This window comes from Nocardioides sp. NPDC054178, from assembly GCF_055585005.1.
Genome location: NZ_JBVJKY010000008.1, coordinates 319387 through 340764 on the forward strand (window position 1 = coordinate 319387; position 21378 = coordinate 340764).

Sequence of the window (21378 nt, forward strand, 5' to 3'; positions counted from 1 at the left end):
GGTCAGATCGTGAGCCCGATCTTCATCGGGCCGCTCGGGGTCATCTCGTGCTCGCCGCGCTCGATGCAGAACTCGTTGCCCTCGGGGTCGCGGAGCGCGACGAAGCCGGTCCCGTCCTCCTTGCGGTGGTCGCCGAAGACGGTGGCGCCCAGCGAGAGCGCCCGCTCGACGAGCTCGTCGCGGGTGGTGTCCTCCGGCTTGATGTCGATGTGGACCCGGTTCTTCGCCGACTTCTCCTCGGGCACCGGGACGAAGAGGAACATCAGCTCCTTCGACGGGAAGCTGCGGGCGACGATCACCTCGGGGTCCTCGTCGTAGAAGAGGTGCCAGCCGGTGACCGCTGACCAGAACTCCCCGAGCTTGCGGGGGTCGGCGCTGTCGAAGGTGAGATGGCGGATCTGGATCGTCATGGGCGGATCATCCACCGAAGCGCGCCCGAAGGAAACGGGTTATTCGACGAACTCCGAGACCGTACGCGGCGTGGCCGCCGTCGCGAGGGCGACGGCCGTCTCGAGCGGCACGTCCGGGATGTCGACGTGCTCCTGGCCGGCCGCGGTCATCGCGGTGACCTGGGCCAGGCCGATGCGCCGGTCGAAGAAGGTCTGCCTGACTCGCCAGCCGATGATGCCGTCGGTCTGCAGAGCGGTGCGCACCGCGGTGTAGGAGCCTGAGCGGACCACCAGGTAGCGGTCGGTGAGGGCGTGGCCGAGGTGGCGGTGGCGCAGCTCGGCACCGAGCAGCCCCAGGACCAGGGCGAGCAGCATCACGGCGACCGGGATCCACCAGATCCAGGTGTCGCCGAAGACGCCGAGCAGCACGGTCGGGACGAGCGCGACGAGCGTCCAGATGACGGTGCCGAGCACCGCCCGGAACCAGTAGCGCCGGCGCGGCCGCGGCCCGTGGCCGGTGAGCGCCGCCGAGAACGCGTCCTCGCCGAGGATGTCGGTGCCGACCTCGGACACGACGCCCTCCGGGGCGGTCGGCAGGACCGCGGGGGAGTTGTCGTCGAGCCCGGTCGTCAGCAGGTTGAGGTCGGCGCCGCCGGCCAGGCCGATCAGCGGGCCGACGGTGGAAGTGGCACCGCGTACCTTCGCCTCTTCCACCGTCGTCGCGCGGGTGCTGGTCAGGCCGAAGCTGCGTCGCAGCGTGGTGCCCTCCCGGCCCTGCTCGCGCACGACCTGGAGGTCCCACCAGCGCACCGCGTAGCCGACGCACGACCCGATCGCCCACACCGCGGCCGCCCCGACGATCGCGATCGGCACGGCGATGTACAGCGTGCGGACGACCTCGTCGACCGGGACGCCGTTGATCTCACCGTCGGTGACCCGCACGCCGATGGACTCCCACGGGATGAGATCGGAGAACGCGCCGAAGACCGCGCCCAGGCCACCCAGCGCGATCGCAAGGTTCCTCAGGTTGAGCGGGGCGTACCTGATCCAGGACCAGTCGAGCCTGGCGACGACCTCGCCCTCGGTGGTCGAGCTGGTCGAGACCTCCTCCGGGGACACGTCGCCTCCGGAGGCCGTCGCGGGGGTGGCGTCCGAGGGCGCTGAGGGCGCGGCGTGCAGCAGCTCGCGCCGCAACCGCGCGGCGGCGTCCTTGGTCAGCGAGTCGAGGGTGATCTGGCCCTCGTCGACCCCGGTCCCGACGTTGACCTTGGTGACGCCGAGGGCGCGGTGGATGAGGGTCGAGCTCAGGTCGACACTGCGCACCCGGTCGAGCCGGGCGGTCAGGGTGGTGCGGTTGAGCAGGCCCTTGCGCACCTCCAGGTGCGTGGGCGTGACCCGATAGGTCGTGGTCAGCCACGGGATCATGCCGGCCAGGGCCGCGAACACCGCGATGCCGGCCGCGACCAGCAGGCCGATGACCACGTTCGCCTGCCCGGCGGTGAAGGCACCGATCGCGGCCGGGATGATCGCCTGGCGCAGCGTCGAGAGCGGGCTGACGACCGCGGTCCAGCCGGCCAGCCGCTGCCACTCCGCGTCCGGGACGGCCGGAGCGTGCGGGACCTCGGGGACCTCGGGCGTGCTCACGTCGCGTCCTCGGGCGTCGCGGCGGTGATCGCCACCAGCTTCGCGACCACCTCCAGCGCCAGCGCGTCGTCGAGGCAGGCGATCTGGACGGTGCCCGCCGAGGAGGCGGTGGAGACCTTGACCGTACGCAGCCCGAACTGCCGCATCAGCGGTCCCTGGGTCGAGTCGACCGTCTGCACCCGGGAGAGCGGCACGATCTCGTCGATGACGGTGAGCCAGCCATGGCGTACGTGGACGGCGATGTCGGTCACCTCCCACCGGTGGATCCGGAACCGGATCGAGGGCACGAAGGTCAGCCCCGGCACCGGCGCCAGCACGAAGACCACGGCGACGAGCCAGAGGATCCAGGTCCAGAAGCCCTCCGGGACGAGGACCGCCGCCACGATCGCACCCACCGCGAGGGCCAGCCAGATCACGGCGCCGATCGCCTCCGCCGTACGCCAGTAGGCTGGCGCTCGCTCGGAGACCTGATGTGCGGGTTCGCGCAGTCGCTGTGGTGCCTCGGGGTCGCTCACGGGCGCGAGCCTATGGGGTGTGCGGTCTTTACCGTCGGTATTTGTGATCGGCGATTACGGAGGCGTACCACGCGAACGAGTCCCGCGGCGTGCGCACCAGGGTGTCGTAGTCGACGTGCACCAGCCCGAACCGCTGGGTGTAGCCCTCGGCCCACTCGAAGTTGTCCATCAGCGACCAGCAGTAGTAGCCGGTGACGTCGATGCCGTCGGCGACCGCGCGCTCGACCTGGCGCAGGTGGAGGTCGAGGTAGGCGATGCGGTCGGCGTCCCCGTCACCGGGGCCGGTGTTGTAGGAGGCGCCGTTCTCGGTGATCACGAACGGCGGGTGCTCCGGATAGCGCTCGTGCAGCGCGGTCAGCAGCTCGTGGAGACCGTCGGGGACGACCGGCCAGCCGAAGTCGGTGGTCGGGTAGCCGGTGATCGGCGGCTGCTCGATCGGGTTGGCCGCCCCCTCGGGCGCGGCGGCGGCCGCGGTCGGGTTGTAGTAGTTGAGGCCGTAGAAGTCGAGCGGTGCGCTGATCACCTCCAGGTCGCCGTCCTGGACCGGGAACAGCGCGGCGAGATCCTCGGGATATCTGCCCAGCAGGACAGGATCGGCGAAGGAGTGGTTCCACAGCGTGTCCAGCAGCCCGGCGGTGGCCACGTCTCCCTCCGAGTCGGTCGCGGGCCAGACGGGCATGTGGTTGGTCGCGGTGCCGATGCTGGTGGCGCCCGCGGCGCGCAGCGCCTGGACCGCCAGCCCGTGTCCGAGCAGCAGATGGTGACCGGCCGGCAGCGCGTCGAAGACCAGCGCCTCGCCAGGGGCGTGCATGCCGAGCGCGTGGCCGAAGACGGTCACCACGTTCGGCTCGTTCACCGGGCACCAGTGGGCGACGCGGTCGGCGAGGCGATCGCCCATCAACGCCGCGTACTCCCCGAACCGCTGCGCCGTCTTCCGGCTCAGCCACCCGCCGTGGGCGTCCTGCAGCACCTGCGGGGTGTCCCAGTGGAACAGCGTCGCCATCGGGGCGATGCCGCGCTCGAGCAGCCCGTCGACGAGGCGGTCGTAGAAGTCGAGGCCCTTCTGGTTGACCGCACCCGAACCGGTCGGCAGCACCCGAGACCAGGAGATCGAGAAGCGGTACGCATCCAGCCCGAGCCGCGCCATCAGCGCGAGGTCCTCGTCGAGCCGGTGATAGTGATCGCAGGCCACCTCGCCGCTGCTCCCGTCGACGATCCGCCCGGGCTCGGCGCAGAAGACGTCCCACACCGAGGGGCCCCGTCCGTCCTCGCCGGCGGCCCCCTCGATCTGGTAGGCGGCGGTGCTCGCGCCGAAGCGGAAGCCGGTCGGGAGGCTGGTGCCGGGAAGCTCGCTCACACCGCAGAGTCTGCCGGGGCCGCCCCGGCCCCGTCCGCGTTTCGGCCGTGGTCGGCGTAGAACCCTAGGATTGTCGATCGTGGCACTCACCATCGGCATCGTGGGACTTCCCAACGCGGGCAAGTCGACCCTCTTCAACGCTCTGACCAAGAACGACGTACTCGCGGCGAACTACCCCTTCGCCACCATCGAGCCCAACGTCGGCGTCGTCGGGGTGCCCGACGAGCGGCTGGCCGAGCTGGCGAAGATCTACGGGTCCCAGAAGCTGCTGCCGGCCACGGTGCAGTTCGTCGACATCGCCGGCATCGTGCGCGGCGCCTCGCAGGGTGAGGGGCTGGGCAACAAGTTCCTCTCCCACATCCGTGAGTCCGACGCGATCTGCCAGGTCACCCGGGTCTTCCGCGACGACGACGTCACCCACGTCGACGGGAAGGTCGAGCCCGCCAACGACATCTCCACCATCCAGACCGAGCTGATCCTGGCCGACCTGGAGACGGTCGAGAAGGCGATCCCGCGGCTGGAGAAGGAGTCGCGCAAGGCTCCCGACCTCAAGGCCAACCTCGCCGCCGCGGTCGAGGCCAAGGAGGCCCTCGAGGCCGGCACCCCGATCATCGCCACCAAGATCGACCGCGCGCTGATCCGCGACCTGATGCTGCTCACCGCCAAGCCCTACATCTTCGTCTTCAACTGCGACTCCGACGAGCTCGCCGACGAGGCGCTCAAGGACTCGATGCGCGAGCTGGTCGCCCCCGCCGAGGCGATCTTCCTGGACGCGAAGTTCGAGTCCGAGCTGGTCGAGCTCGACGAGGACGAGGCCCGCGAGTTCCTGGCCGACGCCGGCGTCGAGGAGCCCGGCCTGGACATCCTGGCCCGCGTCGGCTTCGACACCCTCGGCCTGCAGACCTACCTCACCGCCGGCCCCAAGGAGGTCCGCGCGTGGGAGATCCCCAAGGGCGCCACCGCCCCCGAGGCCGCCGGTGTCATCCACACCGACTTCCAGAAGGGCTTCATCAAGGCCGAGATCGTCTCCTACGACGACCTCATCGCCGCCGGCTCCGTGGCCAAGGCCCGTGACCTCGGCAAGGTCCGCATGGAGGGCAAGGACTACGTCATGGCCGACGGTGACGTCGTGGAGTTCCGCTTCAACGTGTAGTCGCATCACTTTCGACGTTAGGCCTGCAATGATCCAACTATGGAGTGCTATCGCCGTTGCGATACTGACTGTTGTTGTCGGGCCGCTTCTGCGCGGCGAAGTTAGCGGCCTTCTTGCGAGGCGAATTGCCACCCACGCGGATATTCGGGCGAAGTTGGAGGGAAACGTTGAGGCTCTTGAACACCTCGACGTCCTCCTTGCGAATGAAACGCAAGTACTTAAGGAACGCGAGACACTTCGCCTGACTCGCAAGCTGAACGGCGGCAACGTTGCTGCTTTGGTATTTGTGGCGCTCTTGGGTGGGGGAGTCGTATACGGGCTCGTGTCCGCAGCCATCGCCTTTACGGACAAGCCAATACTGTTCTGGCTCCTGATGGCTGTTGCCGTACTTGTCGGGTTGTTCGCGATCGGGCTCGCCGCCGCAGGCATGGGAACCCTCTTTGAATATCCGCGGGAGAAAGACAAGGCGACAGAGCAGTGATCGGGCGTCAGATCCTTGCTGTTCGCAGATGTCTTTTTGTGTCACCCGATTTGGATCTGGTGTTTCCGTGCAATGCCCGAAACTAGTATCGGGGTTTTTCGAAACGCAGATCAGGGCCTCGGTCCTCAAGCGAAGGGTAAGCGCTGGAAGACCAAGGTTCGGGGTAGCACGCGGAACCGTCAATCCTGGGAGGCCTACGTTCCACGATTGTCAAACACCATTGCGAGTTGCAAAGCGGCACGGTTCGGGACAGCCTCACGCCGCGCCTTCATCCAGTCCGACGCGCCACTGATCAGCGTCGCAAGCCCTGCGCCGCCGAGCCCAGCCAGCGCAGCGGCCCCGGGGCCACCAGCCAGCCCTCCGACTGCGGTCCCAATGCCTACGATTGTAAGCTGCTTCATGCCGATCACGGCCGCCGAGAGTGCATCACTCCTCTTCGTCTCGGCACGGACCTTCTCCGTGTACGGCTTCAGTTCGTCCACGATGATCCCGCGTGCGTCACGTTGCCACCCATCGCGATCTGGCAAGAGCTCTACTTGCGACAGTGCGGCGCGCAGGTGCTGCCTCCACTCACCGAAGGTGTCGCTGCTCCGCCGAACCGCGATGAGATCCGGCGTGTGCAACCTCAGCGTCGGAAGCTCCAGGGCCGCGAGTTTGGACACCTGAATCACGCGTCGATCAGCACCGCTGGCGCCGGCTAGTTGGAGCATCTTCTCCATCGAGCGTGACTGTTGCTCGCTGACGAACCACGGGGACGTTCCCCCGGGCCAATGCTCAAGAGCCATTTCTTGATAAGTCCAGTGAATGAACTCTTCCTCGGTGAATCCAAGCGCGGAGGCTCCGTCGCTTCCCAACCACGACTCCCACATTGGATGGGTGTTCATGTCGCCCATGAGTAGAGACCCGTCCTCAACCAAGTCCCAAACATCTACCAGTGAACGAACCGTACGGGTTGTTTCATCCAGATCACTCGAAGACGAGATGGGCGCGCCCGACTCGAAATCCATCCAGTAAGTAGGGTCGTCGATGATTACCTCGTGAGATAGGAGAAGAAGGTTAAGAGCGCGCGTCAGAACGTTCTCGAATTCCCAAGACCCTGTCCGGGCGTCAGTCGGCGGGACATAAGGTCGCAAACGACCTGGGCCCACTGCCGGTGGATTGTAGCCCGATGAGATCACGCTCGCTAGCGCTTTAGGTGTGAAGCGGGACGCGTTAATCCTCGAAAGGGCACACTCAATGGCCGCCTCAAACTCTCGTCCCTCTTCGTCTGGTTCAGGCACGTTTTCGAGCGACATGACAACACCTTAGTGTAGACGCGGTCCGCTATCTATGCCTCTGCCTCAGGCAGGACCAACCTGGAACCGAATCTTCAGGAGCATGCTTGCGTGGTTCGCCATCGAGATGAAGGTCACGACCCGTCGTCACCCGCCGTCCATGTCGTCTGGAGCGTGGTGCGTGGACTGCGTGGACTGCGTGGAGCTGGTCCGCCCATCGTGGCGGTCGGTGGGACGGTGGTTGTCGCAGCCGCGTTCAACCTTGCGTACTCGAGCCTCGGATAGCGCCGATGGCCGGAGGGCGAAGTCTACCTCGCGAGGCTCCGCCTGACCTGGTGGCCGAGGTCGTACGCTCGGCTCGACGTCAGCCGCCGGCTGCCTCACGGATCCGTTCGAGGGTCTCGCGCATCCCGGCGCGCATGGCCGCAGTGAACTCGTCCTGCCCTCCCATGAACCCGTCGGTCAGGTCACGGGAGAGTTGAGAGATTCCTTCGGGTGCATCGCGCCGCTGGATGAGTCGAGTGCCATTCCCGGCCACGGCTTGGAGCCTGAACGACCAGGTCACCCAGTTCTCGACGATCCGAAAGGCCAGCTCCTCATCCGGGACCCACCGGGTGATCTCGGCATGGGTCGTCCATTCGAGGTCGCCGTGGCGGTTGCGGTTGGTGAACTCCGCGCCCGGTCCGACGCGCTCATGGCCGGAGCGAAGGCGGGTCGAGGTCACCTGCGGGCTCCACTCGTGCATCCGGCATACGTCGCTGACCATTTCCCAGACTCGTGCTGGTGGGGCCGCGATGTCGATGCTCTCTTCCAAAGTCGGCACGGCGTACATAGGGCCTCCTGATTTAGCGTCCGATCGGTCGCAAAGATATCCACTCCGAAACTCCGCGTCCAGTCGGTCGCATAGAATCCTCGTCGTGACCTCAACTCCACGCGACGGGCGTCGCGCCCGTGGCGACGTGACCCGCCGACGGGCGGCACGCAAGGCCGCCGAGATCGCGACCACTTACGGGCTGGACGCAATCACCGTGGGCGGCCTGGCCGAGGCGACCGGGCTGAGCAAGAGCGGGATCCTCACCGTGTTCGGCAACCGGGAACAGATCCAGGTTGCCGCGGTCGCCGAAGCTCGGCGCATCTACCGCGAGACCGTGATAGCGCCCGCCTGGGACACGGAGCCGGGACGGCCGCGGCTACGCGCGCTGGTGGACTCATGGATCGACTATCTCCTGCAGGAGGTGTTCCCTGGCGGCTGCTTCGTCGCGGCCACCTCGGTCGAGTACGGCCACCGTATGGGGCCAGTAGCGGAGTCGGTGCGTGCGCTGAAGCGAGAGTGGCTGGACCTGCTCGAGCGGGAGTTGGCGGCTGCGGGGTCCGCACACCCGACCGACGACGCGTTTCGGATCGACGCGTTCCTGGTGGCCGGCAATACCCGGCGAGAGCTGTTCGGGGACGACGACGAACTGTGGAGGGCCAAGGCGCTCGTTCTGGAAGTCATCGGATCGGATTCCGAAGCGGCTGGAACCTAGGATCCTGAGGTGCCCCGAATCGTGCTGACCACGGAGATCTCGGCGACGCCCGAGCGGTGCTTCGAGCTGAGCCTGTCCGTGGACGCACACCGGTCGTCGATGTCCGACTCGGGGGAGCGCGCCATCGCCGGGGTCACCTCCGGTGTGATGCGTCGCGGAGACTCGGTGACCTGGAGGGCTCGCCATTTCGGGATCCCGTTCACGATGACCTCTGTGATCAGCGAGTACGACGCTCCGCTCCGATTCGTGGACGAGCAGCAGTCCGGCCCGTTCCGGCGGTGGTGGCACGAGCACCGGTTCGAAGCGGTTGCGGGTGGCACGTTGATGACAGATGTTGTCGAGTTCGAGTCACCCGTCGGAGCGGTCGGACGGGTAGTGAACGTCCTCGTGCTGACTAGGTACATGACGAAGTTGTTGGAGCGGCGGAACGCCTGGCTTCTGGACGCCCTGTCTGCCTCTGGATCTGCCTCTGAACCTGGCTCTGATGCTTGACGGCCTGATGAGCCGTAAGCCCTGTCATCGGACCAGGCGCTCCTGTGTCGAACGAAAGTTCGTTCACGGCGTTTGGCCGACGTAGTGGTCGGGGTGAACGAATTTTCGTTCACCGTCCCGCGGTCAGGGCCTCGGCACCTTCTGCTCGTCCCGGGATCCCGGAATGGCCTGGCCGTCGATGAGCAGTTCGGACGTGTACTCCCTCATGCCCTTGGGGATCTCGAAGGGGGCGTATCCCGCGCCATCGACCTCGTAGACCTCGAGTTCCCTGGTGTAGTCACCTGAGGTGATTCGCACGGCGGTGACATCGGAGTGAACGGCGTAGATCCAGACGAACGAGTCACCGACCTCGGCCCCGGAGTCGTTGAAGAGCGCAGGGTTCTTCAGGTAGCGGGACGTGTCGTTGACGGGGCCGCAGTCGGTATCGGCGTACTCGCCGTACTCATAGCCCGTGGTGCTCCATTCGCTTCCGAGCAGGTTCTTCTTCTCCTCGACCAGCTCGACTCCGGTGACAGGGTGGCCACACTCGTCGGTTCGGTCGGACTCGATCAGCAGGTAACGGCTGCCGTCGACGCTGCCGCGCATGACGATGTCCTGCGGAGGAATCGTGTCGACGTACTCCGGACCTTGGCGGATGATCGCAGCCGCCGCGGCGGTCGCCAGCACGAGTGGGATGGCGACCGCACCTGCGACGACGGCGACCCGACGCCCACGCTGTGGTTTGCGAGCCATGCCGGTGTGGGCGGTCGCCGGGAAGTCGTCCTCGCTGAGCGCGTCCGCAACCGTGTGCAGGGTGTGCCGGAGTCGCAGCTCGAGGCTGTCCGGGTTCTGGGTCTCGTTCATGCGAGTGCCTTTCGAAGCTTGTCCAGCGCGCGTCGGTGGTCCGAGCGGACGGTCGCCGCAGGGCGGTTGAGGATGTCGGCGACGTCGACGAGGGGAAGGTCCTCGTAGTAGTGGAGGACGACGACCGCGCGTTGCGCCCACGGCAGCTTCGCCAGTTGTGCCCACGTCTCGTCGACCTCCCGCGGAAGGTCCACCTGTGGCCGCTCGACAGCCTTCCGCGCGAGGCGGAGGTGTCGACGCTGCCCGTCCTTGACGAGATTGACAACGGCCTTCTTGAGGTAGGCCAAGGGGTTCTCGATCTCGTCCCAACGTTCGTGTGCCGATGTGAACACGGACTGGACCGCGTCTTCGCTCACCTCGTGGGAGCCCGACATCAGGTACGCCAGTCGCAGGAGCGCTATTCGGTGCTCCCGATACGTCTCCTCGAATCCCGAGCCGGGCACCTGCCCTTCCGTTGTCATCACACCCTTCAGTTGTTCCAAGGGCCCCAAACGTTGCACCTGAACACCGAAACGTCCGAGCGAACCAATGGCTCAGCCGTCGAGCGGGAAGCGTACGCCGGGCGTCGTGCTCACCAGGTGGTCAGACGTACGTGTACTTCCCGAGCCGGAGTGCTTGACCCGGGTGGGGGACCAGGAGAACTCTGGAGAGATGACGGTCGATGATTCGTGTTCGCTGCTGACCCTCGGCCGGGTGGACTCGGTGCGGGTCCAGGTGGGCTATCGGGCTAGTCCGGACAATCAGGTGGATCGGCACTACCTGCTCGACCTGTCGGTCCCGGAGCCGGATGGCGGGGGAGACGAGGATGTCCTCGACGAGCGGAGGATCCTCGCCGCGCTGGAGCCTGTCCTGTACGCAGGGGCCGATGCGCGGCGGCACTACTCGCTGCACCAGCACCGATGGCACACCAGCTGGGGCGCCAGCCCGGGCGCCCTCGAGATCGGGCTGCTGGTGAGCACCGGGCCACGGACCACGGCGATCTCGGAGGCGTCGTACGACGGTGTGACCCGCGCCTTCCTCGACGTGATGGAGGTGGTCGGCCGACCGGAGCGGACGCCGACCTCGCGGGAGTCCGCGGTCCAGCGCGCCCGGCAGGCGGCCGCGACGGCGTACGCCCTGGACCCGGACGGCCTGTCGCTCCGCGCGGAGGAGCACCACCCGGTCGACGGCTCCTGGACGCTCACCCTGCGCTCCACCGCGGGCGATGAGTACGACGTGGTGATCGGTTTCATCGAGGGGTACGCCGGATCGGTGTCGGTGCGGGACGCACACCGGATCGAGGCGTCCGACTCCATCGGCCCCGAGTGAACCGGCGCCTCGAGCCAGTGGCGGAGAGTGTTACGTGTCGGTGCGGAACCGCGCGACCTCCGCGCGGCACAGCTGTACCCGCTCGGTGTCGGCGCCGTGGGCAGCGGCGAGCTCATGCACCAGGTCGTACGCGGCGTGCGTGAGGTGCCGGCGTGCTCGCTGTGCGTGGCGGCCGTGCCCGGCGTGGACATAGGCCTTGCGTGCCTTGCGGTCCAGCACGGCTTCGACCTCCGGCTCGTCCAGCAGCCCAGCCTCGACCTCGGGCGCGAGCATGTCGCGGGCGAAGGCGTGCTCGACGGGCCGGGCGATCTTGAATGCGGCCCAGAGGACGGTCAGGCCGAAGGCGGCTGAGCCGATCATGATCAGCAGGGTCATCGGACCGCTGCCGGAGAACGCGATGATCGAGTCCCACAGGCCATGGGTGAGCATGCCGGCTGCGATGAAGCCGAGGCCGCGACCGATCCGGCGCTTCTGGCTGGAGGTGCCGATCAGGTAGATCAGTCCGGCGCAGCACAGGGCCGTGTAGAGCGGGTGGGAGACGAAGCCGGTGGCGACGCGGAGCCACGCCGTGCCGATGGCGCCTTCGACGGGTGCGGTTCCGAAGTTGTCGAGCGCTGAGTCGAAGGCGTACGTGACGTCCTCGAGGACCTGGAATCCCAGCCCGATGAACGCGCCGAGGATGAGTCCGTCGTTGACTGTCCTGACGAGACGGGGTGCCAGCCCCATCAGCAGCAGGAACCCGGCGAACTTGGCGCTCTCCTCGACGAACGGCGCGGTCAGCGCCGCTTGCCAGTGTCCTGCCCAGTCCTGACCGAGCCACTTCGCCCACAGGGACATGAGCGCGCCGTTGGCGTTGATGGCGATCGCGAAGGTCGCCGGCACGGCACCCCAGACGAAGGCGGCCAGCAGGAGACCGGCGGGCTGTCGCTCCCAGCGGTCGAGGTGATGGAACCAGAGCCACCAGGCCAGGCCCAGAAAGCCGTTGATCAGGAGAGCCACGGCGACCGCGGCAGCCGAGAAGTGCGCTCTGCTCGAGGCGATCGGCACCAGCACGTAGACGCCGTAGCCGACCAGGACGACGTAGAGCCAGAAGCAGAGGTTACGGGGCTGAACGAAGTGGAAGCGCTCGCCCCAGGCCGAGGCGTCGAGCGCTGCGGTACGCCGCTGCTCGGCGGACAGGGTGCTCATCGCGACTCACCATCCGTCGACCGGATGCTCTCCACCATGGCTTCGACGTCGTCGCCGACCGGGGCGATCTGGTCGGGAGGGCCGACCACCTGGATCTCGACGCCGGTCCCGTCCAGGACCAGCGCTGCGATGAATCCTTCGGCCCGGGCACTGGCGAAGGCCTGCGCGACGCCCACGTCACCGGCCGTCGTCGTGAGGCTGACCTCGCGCCGGCTGACGTGAAAGCCCTCACCATCGGTGAGACGCGTCGTGACCTTGTCGATCTGGGAGAGCAACGCCCTGGGCGTGCCGGAGAAGTCCCCGGTGCTGAGCACCACGGTCACACCGCGAGACGAGAGCTGCACCGGGCCGGTCTGCTGCGCCGCCGCATCCGGTTCGACGCGGTAACCGCTGACGACCTTCCACCCTGCGGCCGGGGTGAACACGATCGACTCGGTCAGTGCGAACTGCTCACCGGCCAGCACCTCGTCGTCGTAGGCCGTCGCGCTGTCGAGCTTGGGCACCGCGACCACCCAGAGCAGGGCGATGGCGATGACGGCGATGCCGTAAGGCAGGGACCTCTTGTCCAGGCCGAGCCATCGTCTGTCCACCGGGACGTAAGGGACCGCGAGGTGAGGCATGGGCGCTCCTCTGGGCTGTCGGGTCAGCGGCGGGGAACAGGGCCGACCCCGCTTGATTTGAGCCAGGGCCGGACTCAGTGCCAGCAGTTCGATCCCGCACGACATTCTCGCACCGGAAGGAGTGCCATCGAGGCCGCGACTCGCGTTGCTTATTGCAACCATTGGGTTGCAATCCGAGGGAAGGCGTGCCAAGGTTGAATGCAACCATTGAGTTGCATAGTCAAGGGGTGTCGATGTCTTCTCGACAGAGTCGTTCAGCAGCGGGCCGTTCCCGAGCTGCGATCACCCTGGGCGCGCTGTTCACGGGGACGCTGGTGATGGGGTGCGCCGAGATGCTCGTGATGGGCATGCTCGACCTCATGGCCGCAGACCTGGGCGCCCCGGTCTCTGCGGTGGGTGTGCTCGTGTCGGCGAACGCGCTCGGGATCGCGATCGGCGGTCCGCTGCTGACGTTCCTGACCGCCCGCATCGATCGGCGGCCGGTGCTGCTGGCCGCCTTCGCGATCTTCGCCGGGCTCAACCTGCTCCCCGCGCTCGGCGCCAGCCTGAACCTCTTCATCACCGCGCGGGTCGTGATCGGCGCCGTGGAGGGGCTGTTCATCGCGGCCGCCATCACGACGGCGACGTCGGTCGTGCCGCCGGAACGGGCCGGCCGGGCGATGGCGATCGTGATCTCCGGGTTCGCCGTCTCCGGTGCGGTCGGGATGCCGTTGGGCCGGCTCCTCGGCGAAGCCGTCGGCTGGCGGGCATCGTTCCTCGCGGTCGTCCTGGCCTCCGCTGCCGCGCTCCTGATCGCGGTGCTGGTGGTGCCGCGGGTGCCGGCCGAGGGCGAGGTCGGACTGCTCAGCCAGCTCCGGCTCGCCTGCGCTCCGCGCGTGCTCGCGGTGCTGGCGGTCGGCGTACTGCTGTTCGCGGGCGTCTCGGCGGCGCTGACCTATCTCGTCCCGTTCCTCAGTGACGTGGCCGGGGTGTCGGGGCCGTGGATCGGAGCTTGCCTGCTGGGCTACGGCATCGCCGCCGCAGTCGGATCGTTCGCCGGTGGCGGGTTCGCCGACATCGGTGCCGCCCGCGCCCTGACGGTCGGCGCGGTCGGCGTATCGGCGTCACTCGTCGCGATGGTCCTGTGGGGTACGACCCCGGCCGTCGCCGTTGTCGCGGTGCTCGGCCTCGGCATGTGCAGTGCCGGGATCACCACGCCGTGGCAGCACCGCGTCGAACACCTCGCCGGCCCCGGCGCCATCCTCGCGGCCGCGCTGCCCGCATCCGCCGGGAACCTCGGTGACGCGATCGGTGCCTTCGGCGGAGGGCAGGCGATCACCGCCGGCGGCATCCCCGCGGCACTCCTCGTCGCCGGGATCCTCGCCGGCCTGGCCGTCGTCACCGCGATCGCCAGCCGCTCCCTGTGTCCCGCGCCCTCGTCTTCGCCCCGGCCGGATCGAGCACCAGAACCCGAACCCGCCGCCATCCGATGACCACCGATACCGAGAGAAGGGAACCATCATGAAGAACACACAGAACCGCCAGGCCGAGATCGAGGCCGACACGTTCACCGTGCGCCGTACGATCCACATCGACGCGCCCCGGGAGAAGGTCTGGCGAACAGTCACCGAGCCCGAGCTGATCTCCCAGTGGTTCGGCCAGATCACTCTCACCGGTGCCGGCGTCGGCGCCGTGGGGACGATCGGCTGGCCAGGGGAGCGCCGGGTGCCGATCCGGGTCGACACCTTCGATCCGCCCTCGGAGGTGTCCTACCGCTGGTGCAACGAGGAGGGCCCGCTGCCGGAGACGGTCGACGAACAGCGGTCCACGGTCTTCCGGTTCACCCTGGAGTCGACCCCCGGCGGCACGCGGCTCACCGTCGTCGAGACGGGCTTCGAGAACACCAGCGACCCGACGGGACTCATGGCGGACCACCGTGGCGGCTGGGACGCAGAGCTCGACAAGCTCGTCGCCCTCCTCGAGCAGGGCTCATGAGCGACGGCACTCTCGTGGACCGGGCCGTGGTCGACATGTGCAGCGCACTGGGCGACGAGAGCCGATGGACCATCCTCGCCGCTCTCGGCGAGGGTGACGCCTCGGCGTCCGCCCTCGCCCGGCAGCTGCCCATCACCCGGCAGGCCATCGCCAAGCACCTCGCCGTCCTCCATGAGGTCGGCCTCGTGGAGACGGTCCAGGCCGGGCGCGAGGTCCGGTATCGGGTCGTCGGTGCCGGGCTCAGCACCGTGGCCCGACGGCTCGATGCCATCGGCACCGAGTGGGATCGCCGCCTTGCTGCCATCAAGCAGATCGCCGAGAACCTCTGACGAGCCTCGTGCCGATCCCTGCGTGGTCGGGCTCGACGCTCATGGTCGGGTGTCGAGCGGGAAGCGTACGTCGGTGAGCTGCTCGGAGACGGTCCACAGCCGCTGCTGGGTCGCCAGGTCGTAGGAAGCAGGGCTGGAGGTGACGAGCTTCGGGTGGCCACGGGTCTCGCCCAGGCCGCTGGGTCCGTAGTACTGGCCGCCGATGACGGCGGGGTCGGTGGCGGCGCGCAGGGTGGGCAGGGCGCCCATCGCGGGCGACTGGGCGAGCAGCGGTCCGACGAGGGCGAAGGGCACGCGCAGCGCGGCGGGGCTGTTGCGGGCGAGCTCGGTGTTGGAGCCGCCGGGGTGGGCGGCCACGGCGATCGTGGTGCCGTGGGAGGCGAGCCGGCGCTGGAGCTCGTAGGTGAACATCAGGTTGGCGAGCTTGGCCTGGCCGTACGCGGCGACGCGGCTGTAGGAGCGCTCCCACTGCAGGTCGTCGAAGTGGATGTCGGCCCGGATGCGGTGACCGATGCTGCTGACCGTGACGACCCGGGATCCGGGGACGGGGAGGAGCTGGTCCAGCAGCAGGCCGGTGAAGGCGAAGTGGCCGAGGTGGTTGGTGCCGAACTGCATCTCGAAGCCGTCGGCGGTGGTCTGCTTCGGCGTGTACATCACGCCGGCGTTGTTGATCAGCAGGTCGATCCGCGGGTGTCCGGCGCGCAGATCCGCCGCCGCGGATCGGATCGAGTCCAGAGAGGCCAGGTCGAGGACCTGGACGCTGACGTCGCCGTCGATGCGGGCCGCTGCCTGCTTGCCCTTCTCCACGTCGCGTACGGCCATGACCACCTGCGCTCCGCGCTCGGCGAGCATCCGGGCGGTCTCGAAGCCGAGGCCGGTGTTGGCGCCGGTCACGACCGCCACGCGGCCGTGCTGGTCGGGGATGTGTTGCTCGGTCCAGGTCTCGCTCATTGTCCGCTCCTAAAGAACCATCGGTCTGTTATGTCTCCAACTTAAGAGACCGATGGTCTGATGTCAAGGGACCGGTGGTCTTTAAGCTAGTCTGGGCGGGTGACATTCCAACGGGCGCGAAGCGACGAGCAGCGTGAGATCCGCCGCCGGGCGATCCTGGAGACGGCGGCGTCGATGCTCGACGAGATGCCGGTGGCCGAGCTGAGCCTCAACGAGCTCAGCCGTCGTGTGGGGCTGGCCAAGTCGAACGTCCTGCGCTACTTCGAGTCGCGCGAGGCGGTGCTGCTCGAGCTGCTGGACGACTTCTTGGCGACCTGGCTCGAGGAGCTGACGGAGGAGCTGGCTGCCGGCATCGAGGCGCAGGCTCCACCGGAGGTGCGGGCGGGCCAGCTGGCCGAGGTCCTCAGCCGGTCGCTGGCGGAGCGGAGAGTGCTCTGCGACCTCGTCGGCGCCCAGGGTGGCGTCCTCGAGCACAACGTCTCCGTCGAGGTGGTCAAGCGTCACAAGCGCTCCTCGCACGCGAAGCTCGAGACGATGGTCCAGCTGGTGCGCCGCCACCTGCCCGAGGTCGGCGACGGCGCCCAGACGTTCTGCCTGATGAGCCTGATCTCCGCGGGTGCCCTGGCGGCGTACGACCCGCCGCCGCCGAGCCTGCTCGCCGTCTACGCGGACGATCCGGATCTCGGCGTGCTCCAGCTGGACCTGCGCGACGCCCTGCGGACCTCCTGTGCGGCGGCTCTCGTGGGCGTGCTGCCGCGCACCTGATCCCGCGACTCCTCGCGACTCGGTGTCAGGCGGGCACCTTGTCGAGGAAACCGCGTACGTCGCGGATCCGCTGGTCCGCGTCGACCACGACCACGTCGAAGCCGACGACGACCGGCTCACCACCGGCAGGGCCCAGACCCCACTGGAAGCGGGCCTGCTGGTGGTGGACGTCGACCGTGCCCACCGGGGTGAACACGAAGCCGGGGAACTGCGCGCGTACGGCCCGGACGGTCGCCCCGACGGCCTCGCGGCCCTGCACGTCGGCGAGCGGGTCCACGTAGACGCAGTCCTCGGACCAGTGCTCGGCCAGCAGCTCGTCGAGCATCGACTCGTCGGTGGCGTTCCAGGTCTCCAGGTAGCGCGTCACGATGTCGTTCATGTCTCTTCCTTCTCTCGGATCGGGTTGCCAGGAGAAGGTTCGCCGCTGGTCGGTGCGCCGGTCGATGACCTCCGAGGTCATGGTCGCTGCGATGCCGGGTTGGCTAGCCTCGGGCCGTGATCTCAACCGCGACGTCACCGTCATTGTCACCGTCGGTCGGCAGCGAGCTCCGCCGCTGGCGCGAGCTGCGGTCCCTGAGCCAGCTCGCGCTGGCCACCCAGGCCGAGGTGAGCACCCGGCACGTGAGCTACGTCGAGAACGGACGCTCCCGGCCGACGGCGGAGATGATCGTCCGGCTGGCCGAGGTGATGCGGGTGCCCATGGCCGAGCAGAACCGGCTCCTGCTCGCCGGCGGCTTCGCCCCTCGCTACCCGCATCGCGCCACCGATGACGACGCGCTCGCGGCGGTGATGGCAGGCCTGCGCAGCCTGCTGGATGCCCACGCCCCGTACCCGGCCCTGCTCCTCGACGACCACTGGGACATCGTCGATGCCAACCAGCCTGTCGACGGGCTGCTCGCCGGCTGCGACCCCGGGCTGCTCGAGCCTCCGCTGAATGTGATCCGGCTCTGTCTGCATCCGCGCGGGCTCGCCTCGCGCATCCGCAACCTTCCGGCCTGGCGCGCCCACCTGCTCCATCAGCTCGGCCGCCGCATCACCCGCACCGGCGGTGACCCGGTGCTCGTCGCGCTCCGGGACGAGGTCACGGCCTACCCGGCCGACGGTGACCCGTCGCCCCGACCCCTGGCCGATCCCGTCGTTCCGCTGGAGATCGAGACGGGCGGCGACACCCTCCGCTTCTTCAGCGTCGCCAGCCAGATCGAGAGCGCCGCCGACGTCACGCTCGACGGCCTCCATCTGGAGACCTTCGTCCCCGCCGACGATCGCACTCGGCAGGCGCTCAGCCCTTGACCAGCCGCATCGTCTGGTGGGACAGCAGCCTGCTCACCGCGGGCAGCCGGGAGATGGTGCCGAGGATGAGCGCCTCGTACGCCTCGGGGTCGGCGACCTGGACGCGCAGGTAGTAGTCGGGCTGGCCAAGCATGCGGCGCATCTCGGTGACCTCGGGGATGGCCACGGCGGCGGTCTCGAAGTCCTCGATGGTCTTGCCGTCGTTGACGGCGATGTCGATGGCGACGATCACCTCGAACCCGCGTCCGCCGCTCTTCGGGTCGATGCGGGCGTGGTAGCCCCGGATCACCCCGTCGGCCTCCAGGCGCTGCACCCGGCGCAGGCACGGCGCCGGGGTGAGCCCGACTCGTCGGGCGAGCTCGGCGTTGCTCAGCCGGGCGTCGTCCTCGAGCTCGGCAATGATTGCTCGATCGAGGTCGTCGATCGCATGATCGTTGCGCACGCGGGCACTTTAGCATCGACAATGGGCAACCCATGAACGTCTGAACTTTCCTAGGCTTGCGGCATGCAGGTGATGGAGACGGAGGCGGGGTGCCGGGGGCCGGCGGGCACCCGCGAGGAGATCGAGGCCGGGTGGCGGACGGTGCTTCCCGCGTGTGTCGCCGTGGTCCCGCTGGCGCTCGCGCTCGGTGTGCTGGTGGTCCAGTCGGGGCTCGCCTGGTGGTGGGCGCCGGTGTTCGGTGCGGTCGTGTTCGCCGGCTCGATGGAGTTCCTCCTGGTCGGCCTCGTGGCCGCCACCGCGCCGCTGGCGCAGATCGCGGTGAGCACGCTGCTGGTGAACTTCCGGCACGTCTTCTACGCCATCTCGTTCCCGATGCACCGGGTGCACGGCCGTGGCTGGAAGGCCTACAGCACCTTCGCCCTGACCGACGAGGCGTACGCGCTCACCGCGACTCCGGAGGCGGCCGGCTGGTCGCGGACGCGGATCCTCAGCATCCAGGCGTTCTTCCATCTGGCGTGGGTGCTCTGCGTGGCCGCCGGTGCCGGGCTGGGATCGCTGATCCCGCCGCAGGTGGTCGGCCTCGACTTCGCCGTCACGGCACTGTTCGTGGTGCTGGGGATCGAGGCGTACAAGGTCCGTAGGTCGGTGCCGATCTCGGCGCTCGCCCTGGGCTGCGCGATCGTCGCGGCGCTGATCTCGCGGGAGAACATGCTGCTGATCGCGATGGGCATGTTCTGTGCCGCTCTCGTCTGCTCGTACGTCCTGGCCGCCCGCAGGAGCAGCCGTGGCTGATCCCTGGTACGTCCTGTCCGCCGTCCTCGTCTCCGCGGCCGTCACCTGGACCCTGCGCGCGGCGCCGTTCGCCATGCTCGCTCCGCTCCGGCACAGCGCGGTGCTGGCCTACATCGGCGACCGGATGCCCGTCGGCGTGATGGTCATCCTCGCCGCCTACACCCTCCGTGACACCGACCTCGTCGTCCTGACCTCGGCCGGACCAGCCGCCCTGGCCCTCGCGATCACGATCGGGCTGCACCTGTGGCGAGGCAGCATGACGCTGAGCATCTTCTCCGGCACGGCCGCGTACGTTCTCATCACCTCGCTCATCGCCGCCTGAGCCGCGGCGATCGCGACTACGGTGTCCCGCATGACCGTAGAGAACAAGGCCAGAAAGTCGCGTCGACGAGGTGATGGGCGGAACGGGTTCGAACACTTCGTGGAGGTGGTCACCTCGGTGGTCAGCCATGCTCCGTTCTTCTATGTGATCGTGGGCGTGCTGGTGGTGTGGGTGGTGAGCTTCCCCTTCTGGTCCTCGAGCACCAAGTGGGAGCTGGCCATCCATACGGGCTCCTCGGTCCTCTCGCTGCTGCTGCTGGTGCTGCTCCAGAACGCCGGGCGGCGCTCGGAGGAGGCCTCCCACGAGAAGCTCAACGTCATCGCCTCGGCGCTCTCCGACCTCATGGAGTCACGGGCCCGCGACGACGAGGAGCTCGCCGACTCGGTGCGCATCCTGCGCGAGGCCGTGGGGCTCGAGGAGCGGCATTGATCCGCTGGGGGAGTGGGCGCTGGACCCATCCGCCGGTCGCCGCCGTCGAGCGTGGCTCCGACCTGCTCGTCACCGCGGTCGAGGGGAGCGATGCGTGGAGGACGACCTCCTACGGGTTCGTCCACGACAGCGAGCACGCGCTGCTGGCTCCCTTCGAGCAGGACACCGCGGTCGAGGTCGAGTTCACGGCCGCCTTCTCGCAGCAGTTCGACCAGGCGGGGATCTTCGTACGTGTCAGCGAGACGCACTGGGTCAAGGCCGGCGTGGAGTACGCCGACGGCCGTCCTCAGCTCGGTGCCGTCGTCACCGACGGCAGGTCGGACTGGTCGCTGGCACCGGTGCCCGACTGGCATGACCGCAGGGTCCTCATCCGGGTCAGCCGGTCCGGCGACGCGCTGGCCATCCGGGCCGCGGTCGACGGCGGCGACCTGCGGCTCGTCCGGCTCGTCCCCTTCGCGCCCGACCTCGTCGCGCAGGCTGGTCCGTTCACCTGCGCCCCCACGCGGGCGGGGCTCACGGTCGCCTTCCACGCCTGGCGTACGACCGCGGCCGACGCCGCCCTGCACTGACCGGCGTCCTGCTCGTCGGTCGCCTAGTTGATGATCTCGGCCCGGTCGTCCGTGCGGATCGCAGCGAGGCGCTCACGCCACATCTGCAGGGCCTCGGGGGTCAGCCGGGTCCAGTCGTGGACCTCGGCGACGATCCGGAGCGGTGCCCTGCTGCGGTAGGAGCGGGTGGGGTTGCCGGGGAACTTCTTGTCCGTGACGTTGGGATCGTTCTCGAACTCCCCGGTCGGCTCGACGAGGTAGACCCGCGGCTCCCCGTCGCCGGGGGTGATCTCGGCGGCGAGACCCGCGCCGTCGGGGAGTGCGGTGAAGTAGATGTGGTTCATCACCACCTCGGGCCGGTAGTTCGACCGGAACCCGGCGGTGAGGTGATCTCCGACCCGCAGGTCGGCCTTCGTGCCGTGGTAGAACGGCCCCTCGTCCAGCGGCTCATCCATGCCTGCAGGTTACTCGGCGGATCGGGCCTCCGTGTTTGGGTTCCAGCGCGGGTGGGGCCAGGCTTCCAGCAGCGGTCTGGGTTCGGTTCGGGATATCTGTCCCTGATCGGGTCCGCTTGTTTTGCTTTGTGTGCTAGGCTCGGCGCAGGCGTTAACGTGATGGCCGACCATCTCGAACGAGGCGTGCCCCATCCATCCGAGACACAACGGGTGTGGGGTAATCCAGGGGAACCAGGGGCGTGAACGCCGAGCTGCGAGGGTAAGTGATAGCCCGTACTCCGGGCCTCCGAG

At 68.3% G+C, this 21378-nt stretch carries 28 protein-coding genes; 14 read left to right on the plus strand and 14 right to left on the minus strand.

From position 1 onward, the window contains the following. Positions 1-2: 2 nt before the first annotated feature. The 4 genes from ACZ6WN_RS25640 to ACZ6WN_RS25655 are packed head-to-tail and all read right to left on the minus strand — an operon-like array spanning position 3 to position 3905. Positions 3-410, minus strand: coding sequence for a VOC family protein (locus tag ACZ6WN_RS25640; protein WP_465868765.1), 408 nt, complete (start codon positions 408-410; stop codon positions 3-5). Positions 411-449: 39 nt separating this feature from the next. Beyond that, on the minus strand, positions 450-2033 hold the full coding sequence (locus ACZ6WN_RS25645) for a PH domain-containing protein (protein WP_465868767.1): 1584 nt from the start codon (positions 2031-2033) through the stop codon (positions 450-452). Continuing rightward, positions 2030-2548, minus strand: coding sequence for a PH domain-containing protein (locus tag ACZ6WN_RS25650; protein WP_465868768.1), 519 nt, complete (start codon positions 2546-2548; stop codon positions 2030-2032). Before ACZ6WN_RS25650 ends, ACZ6WN_RS25645 begins: the two co-directional genes overlap by 4 nt. 28 nt (positions 2549-2576) lie before the next feature. Then, a complete protein-coding gene (locus tag ACZ6WN_RS25655; protein ID WP_465868769.1) occupies positions 2577-3905 on the minus strand; it encodes a GH1 family beta-glucosidase in 1329 nt (442 codons plus the stop codon). A gap of 79 nt (positions 3906-3984) precedes the next feature. Here ACZ6WN_RS25655 and ychF point away from each other — a divergent pair, with 79 nt between their 5' ends. Both ychF and ACZ6WN_RS25665 read left to right on the plus strand, forming a co-directional pair. Beyond that, positions 3985-5058, plus strand: coding sequence for a redox-regulated ATPase YchF (ychF, locus tag ACZ6WN_RS25660; protein WP_357338762.1), 1074 nt, complete (start codon positions 3985-3987; stop codon positions 5056-5058). Between the two features lie 28 nt (positions 5059-5086). Further along, the gene (locus tag ACZ6WN_RS25665; RefSeq protein ID WP_465868771.1) at positions 5087-5539 is read left to right on the plus strand and encodes a hypothetical protein; all 453 of its coding nucleotides are present in this window, start codon (positions 5087-5089) and stop codon (positions 5537-5539) included. 194 nt (positions 5540-5733) lie between these two features. On the opposite strand, the gene ACZ6WN_RS25670 is transcribed toward ACZ6WN_RS25665, so the two are convergent. Continuing rightward, positions 5734-6834 carry a hypothetical protein gene (locus ACZ6WN_RS25670; RefSeq protein ID WP_465868772.1) on the minus strand — a complete coding sequence of 367 codons (1101 nt, stop codon included), beginning with the start codon at positions 6832-6834 and terminating at the stop codon, positions 5734-5736. 343 nt (positions 6835-7177) lie between these two features. Beyond that, positions 7178-7645, minus strand: coding sequence for an SRPBCC family protein (locus ACZ6WN_RS25675; RefSeq protein ID WP_465868774.1), 468 nt, complete (start codon positions 7643-7645; stop codon positions 7178-7180). A gap of 85 nt (positions 7646-7730) precedes the next feature. On the opposite strand from ACZ6WN_RS25675, the gene ACZ6WN_RS25680 reads away from it, so the two are divergent. Continuing rightward, positions 7731-8339 carry a TetR/AcrR family transcriptional regulator gene (locus ACZ6WN_RS25680; protein WP_465868776.1) on the plus strand — a complete coding sequence of 203 codons (609 nt, stop codon included), beginning with the start codon at positions 7731-7733 and terminating at the stop codon, positions 8337-8339. A 9-nt stretch (positions 8340-8348) separates the two neighbouring features. After that, entirely contained in the window at positions 8349-8831 is a 483-nt protein-coding gene (locus tag ACZ6WN_RS25685) for an SRPBCC family protein (protein WP_465868777.1), read from the plus strand. 123 nt (positions 8832-8954) lie between these two features. On the opposite strand, the gene ACZ6WN_RS25690 is transcribed toward ACZ6WN_RS25685, so the two are convergent. Continuing rightward, positions 8955-9674, minus strand: a complete 720-nt coding sequence (locus ACZ6WN_RS25690; protein WP_465868778.1) for a hypothetical protein — start codon at positions 9672-9674, stop codon at positions 8955-8957. Continuing rightward, positions 9671-10156 carry a sigma-70 family RNA polymerase sigma factor gene (locus tag ACZ6WN_RS25695; protein WP_465868779.1) on the minus strand — a complete coding sequence of 162 codons (486 nt, stop codon included), beginning with the start codon at positions 10154-10156 and terminating at the stop codon, positions 9671-9673. Before ACZ6WN_RS25695 ends, ACZ6WN_RS25690 begins: the two co-directional genes overlap by 4 nt. 169 nt (positions 10157-10325) lie before the next feature. On the opposite strand from ACZ6WN_RS25695, the gene ACZ6WN_RS25700 reads away from it, so the two are divergent. Next, a complete protein-coding gene (locus ACZ6WN_RS25700; RefSeq protein WP_465868781.1) occupies positions 10326-10982 on the plus strand; it encodes a hypothetical protein in 657 nt (218 codons plus the stop codon). A 30-nt stretch (positions 10983-11012) separates the two neighbouring features. Here ACZ6WN_RS25700 and ACZ6WN_RS25705 read toward each other — a convergent pair whose 3' ends face one another. Both ACZ6WN_RS25705 and ACZ6WN_RS25710 read right to left on the minus strand, forming a co-directional pair. After that, positions 11013-12170, minus strand: a complete 1158-nt coding sequence (locus tag ACZ6WN_RS25705) for a PrsW family intramembrane metalloprotease (RefSeq protein ID WP_465868782.1) — start codon at positions 12168-12170, stop codon at positions 11013-11015. Further along, complete coding sequence (locus ACZ6WN_RS25710) at positions 12167-12790, minus strand: hypothetical protein (RefSeq protein ID WP_465868784.1); 624 nt, start codon at positions 12788-12790, stop codon at positions 12167-12169. Before ACZ6WN_RS25710 ends, ACZ6WN_RS25705 begins: the two co-directional genes overlap by 4 nt. A gap of 233 nt (positions 12791-13023) precedes the next feature. On the opposite strand from ACZ6WN_RS25710, the gene ACZ6WN_RS25715 reads away from it, so the two are divergent. Genes ACZ6WN_RS25715 through ACZ6WN_RS25725 form a run of 3 tightly spaced genes read left to right on the plus strand, consistent with a single transcriptional unit; the run spans position 13024 to position 15093 of the window. Continuing rightward, positions 13024-14262: an MFS transporter gene (locus ACZ6WN_RS25715; RefSeq protein ID WP_465868786.1), complete on the plus strand. Its 1239-nt coding sequence runs from the start codon at positions 13024-13026 to the stop codon at positions 14260-14262. Positions 14263-14290: 28 nt separating this feature from the next. Beyond that, a complete protein-coding gene (locus tag ACZ6WN_RS25720) occupies positions 14291-14764 on the plus strand; it encodes an SRPBCC domain-containing protein (protein ID WP_465868788.1) in 474 nt (157 codons plus the stop codon). Beyond that, positions 14761-15093: an ArsR/SmtB family transcription factor gene (locus tag ACZ6WN_RS25725; protein ID WP_465868790.1), complete on the plus strand. Its 333-nt coding sequence runs from the start codon at positions 14761-14763 to the stop codon at positions 15091-15093. Before ACZ6WN_RS25720 ends, ACZ6WN_RS25725 begins: the two co-directional genes overlap by 4 nt. A 39-nt stretch (positions 15094-15132) precedes the next feature. On the opposite strand, the gene ACZ6WN_RS25730 is transcribed toward ACZ6WN_RS25725, so the two are convergent. After that, complete coding sequence (locus ACZ6WN_RS25730; protein WP_465868792.1) at positions 15133-16044, minus strand: SDR family NAD(P)-dependent oxidoreductase; 912 nt, start codon at positions 16042-16044, stop codon at positions 15133-15135. Positions 16045-16143: 99 nt separating this feature from the next. On the opposite strand from ACZ6WN_RS25730, the gene ACZ6WN_RS25735 reads away from it, so the two are divergent. Next, positions 16144-16809, plus strand: a complete 666-nt coding sequence (locus ACZ6WN_RS25735) for a TetR/AcrR family transcriptional regulator (protein WP_465868794.1) — start codon at positions 16144-16146, stop codon at positions 16807-16809. A 25-nt stretch (positions 16810-16834) separates the two neighbouring features. Here the strand turns inward: ACZ6WN_RS25735 and ACZ6WN_RS25740 are convergent, their stop codons facing one another. Beyond that, positions 16835-17188 (minus strand): nuclear transport factor 2 family protein, encoded by a 354-nt coding sequence (locus ACZ6WN_RS25740; protein ID WP_465868796.1) that lies wholly within the window; start codon positions 17186-17188, stop codon positions 16835-16837. Positions 17189-17304: 116 nt separating this feature from the next. Here ACZ6WN_RS25740 and ACZ6WN_RS25745 point away from each other — a divergent pair, with 116 nt between their 5' ends. After that, on the plus strand, positions 17305-18099 hold the full coding sequence (locus tag ACZ6WN_RS25745; protein ID WP_465868797.1) for a helix-turn-helix domain-containing protein: 795 nt from the start codon (positions 17305-17307) through the stop codon (positions 18097-18099). Here ACZ6WN_RS25745 and ACZ6WN_RS25750 read toward each other — a convergent pair. Beyond that, positions 18089-18541 (minus strand): Lrp/AsnC family transcriptional regulator, encoded by a 453-nt coding sequence (locus tag ACZ6WN_RS25750; RefSeq protein ID WP_465868799.1) that lies wholly within the window; start codon positions 18539-18541, stop codon positions 18089-18091. The genes ACZ6WN_RS25745 and ACZ6WN_RS25750 overlap by 11 nt on opposite strands. A 63-nt stretch (positions 18542-18604) precedes the next feature. On the opposite strand from ACZ6WN_RS25750, the gene ACZ6WN_RS25755 reads away from it, so the two are divergent. Genes ACZ6WN_RS25755 through ACZ6WN_RS25770 form a run of 4 tightly spaced genes read left to right on the plus strand, consistent with a single transcriptional unit; the run spans position 18605 to position 20653 of the window. Continuing rightward, entirely contained in the window at positions 18605-19333 is a 729-nt protein-coding gene (locus ACZ6WN_RS25755; RefSeq protein ID WP_465868801.1) for an AzlC family ABC transporter permease, read from the plus strand. After that, positions 19326-19655 (plus strand): branched-chain amino acid transporter permease, encoded by a 330-nt coding sequence (locus tag ACZ6WN_RS25760; RefSeq protein WP_465868803.1) that lies wholly within the window; start codon positions 19326-19328, stop codon positions 19653-19655. Before ACZ6WN_RS25755 ends, ACZ6WN_RS25760 begins: the two co-directional genes overlap by 8 nt. Positions 19656-19685: 30 nt before the next feature. Continuing rightward, a complete protein-coding gene (locus tag ACZ6WN_RS25765) occupies positions 19686-20084 on the plus strand; it encodes a low affinity iron permease family protein (protein WP_465868805.1) in 399 nt (132 codons plus the stop codon). Further along, positions 20081-20653 (plus strand): DUF1349 domain-containing protein, encoded by a 573-nt coding sequence (locus tag ACZ6WN_RS25770; RefSeq protein WP_465868807.1) that lies wholly within the window; start codon positions 20081-20083, stop codon positions 20651-20653. Before ACZ6WN_RS25765 ends, ACZ6WN_RS25770 begins: the two co-directional genes overlap by 4 nt. 23 nt (positions 20654-20676) lie before the next feature. Here the strand turns inward: ACZ6WN_RS25770 and arr are convergent, their stop codons facing one another. After that, positions 20677-21087: an NAD(+)--rifampin ADP-ribosyltransferase gene (arr, locus tag ACZ6WN_RS25775; protein WP_465868808.1), complete on the minus strand. Its 411-nt coding sequence runs from the start codon at positions 21085-21087 to the stop codon at positions 20677-20679. Positions 21088-21378: the final 291 nt, after the last annotated feature.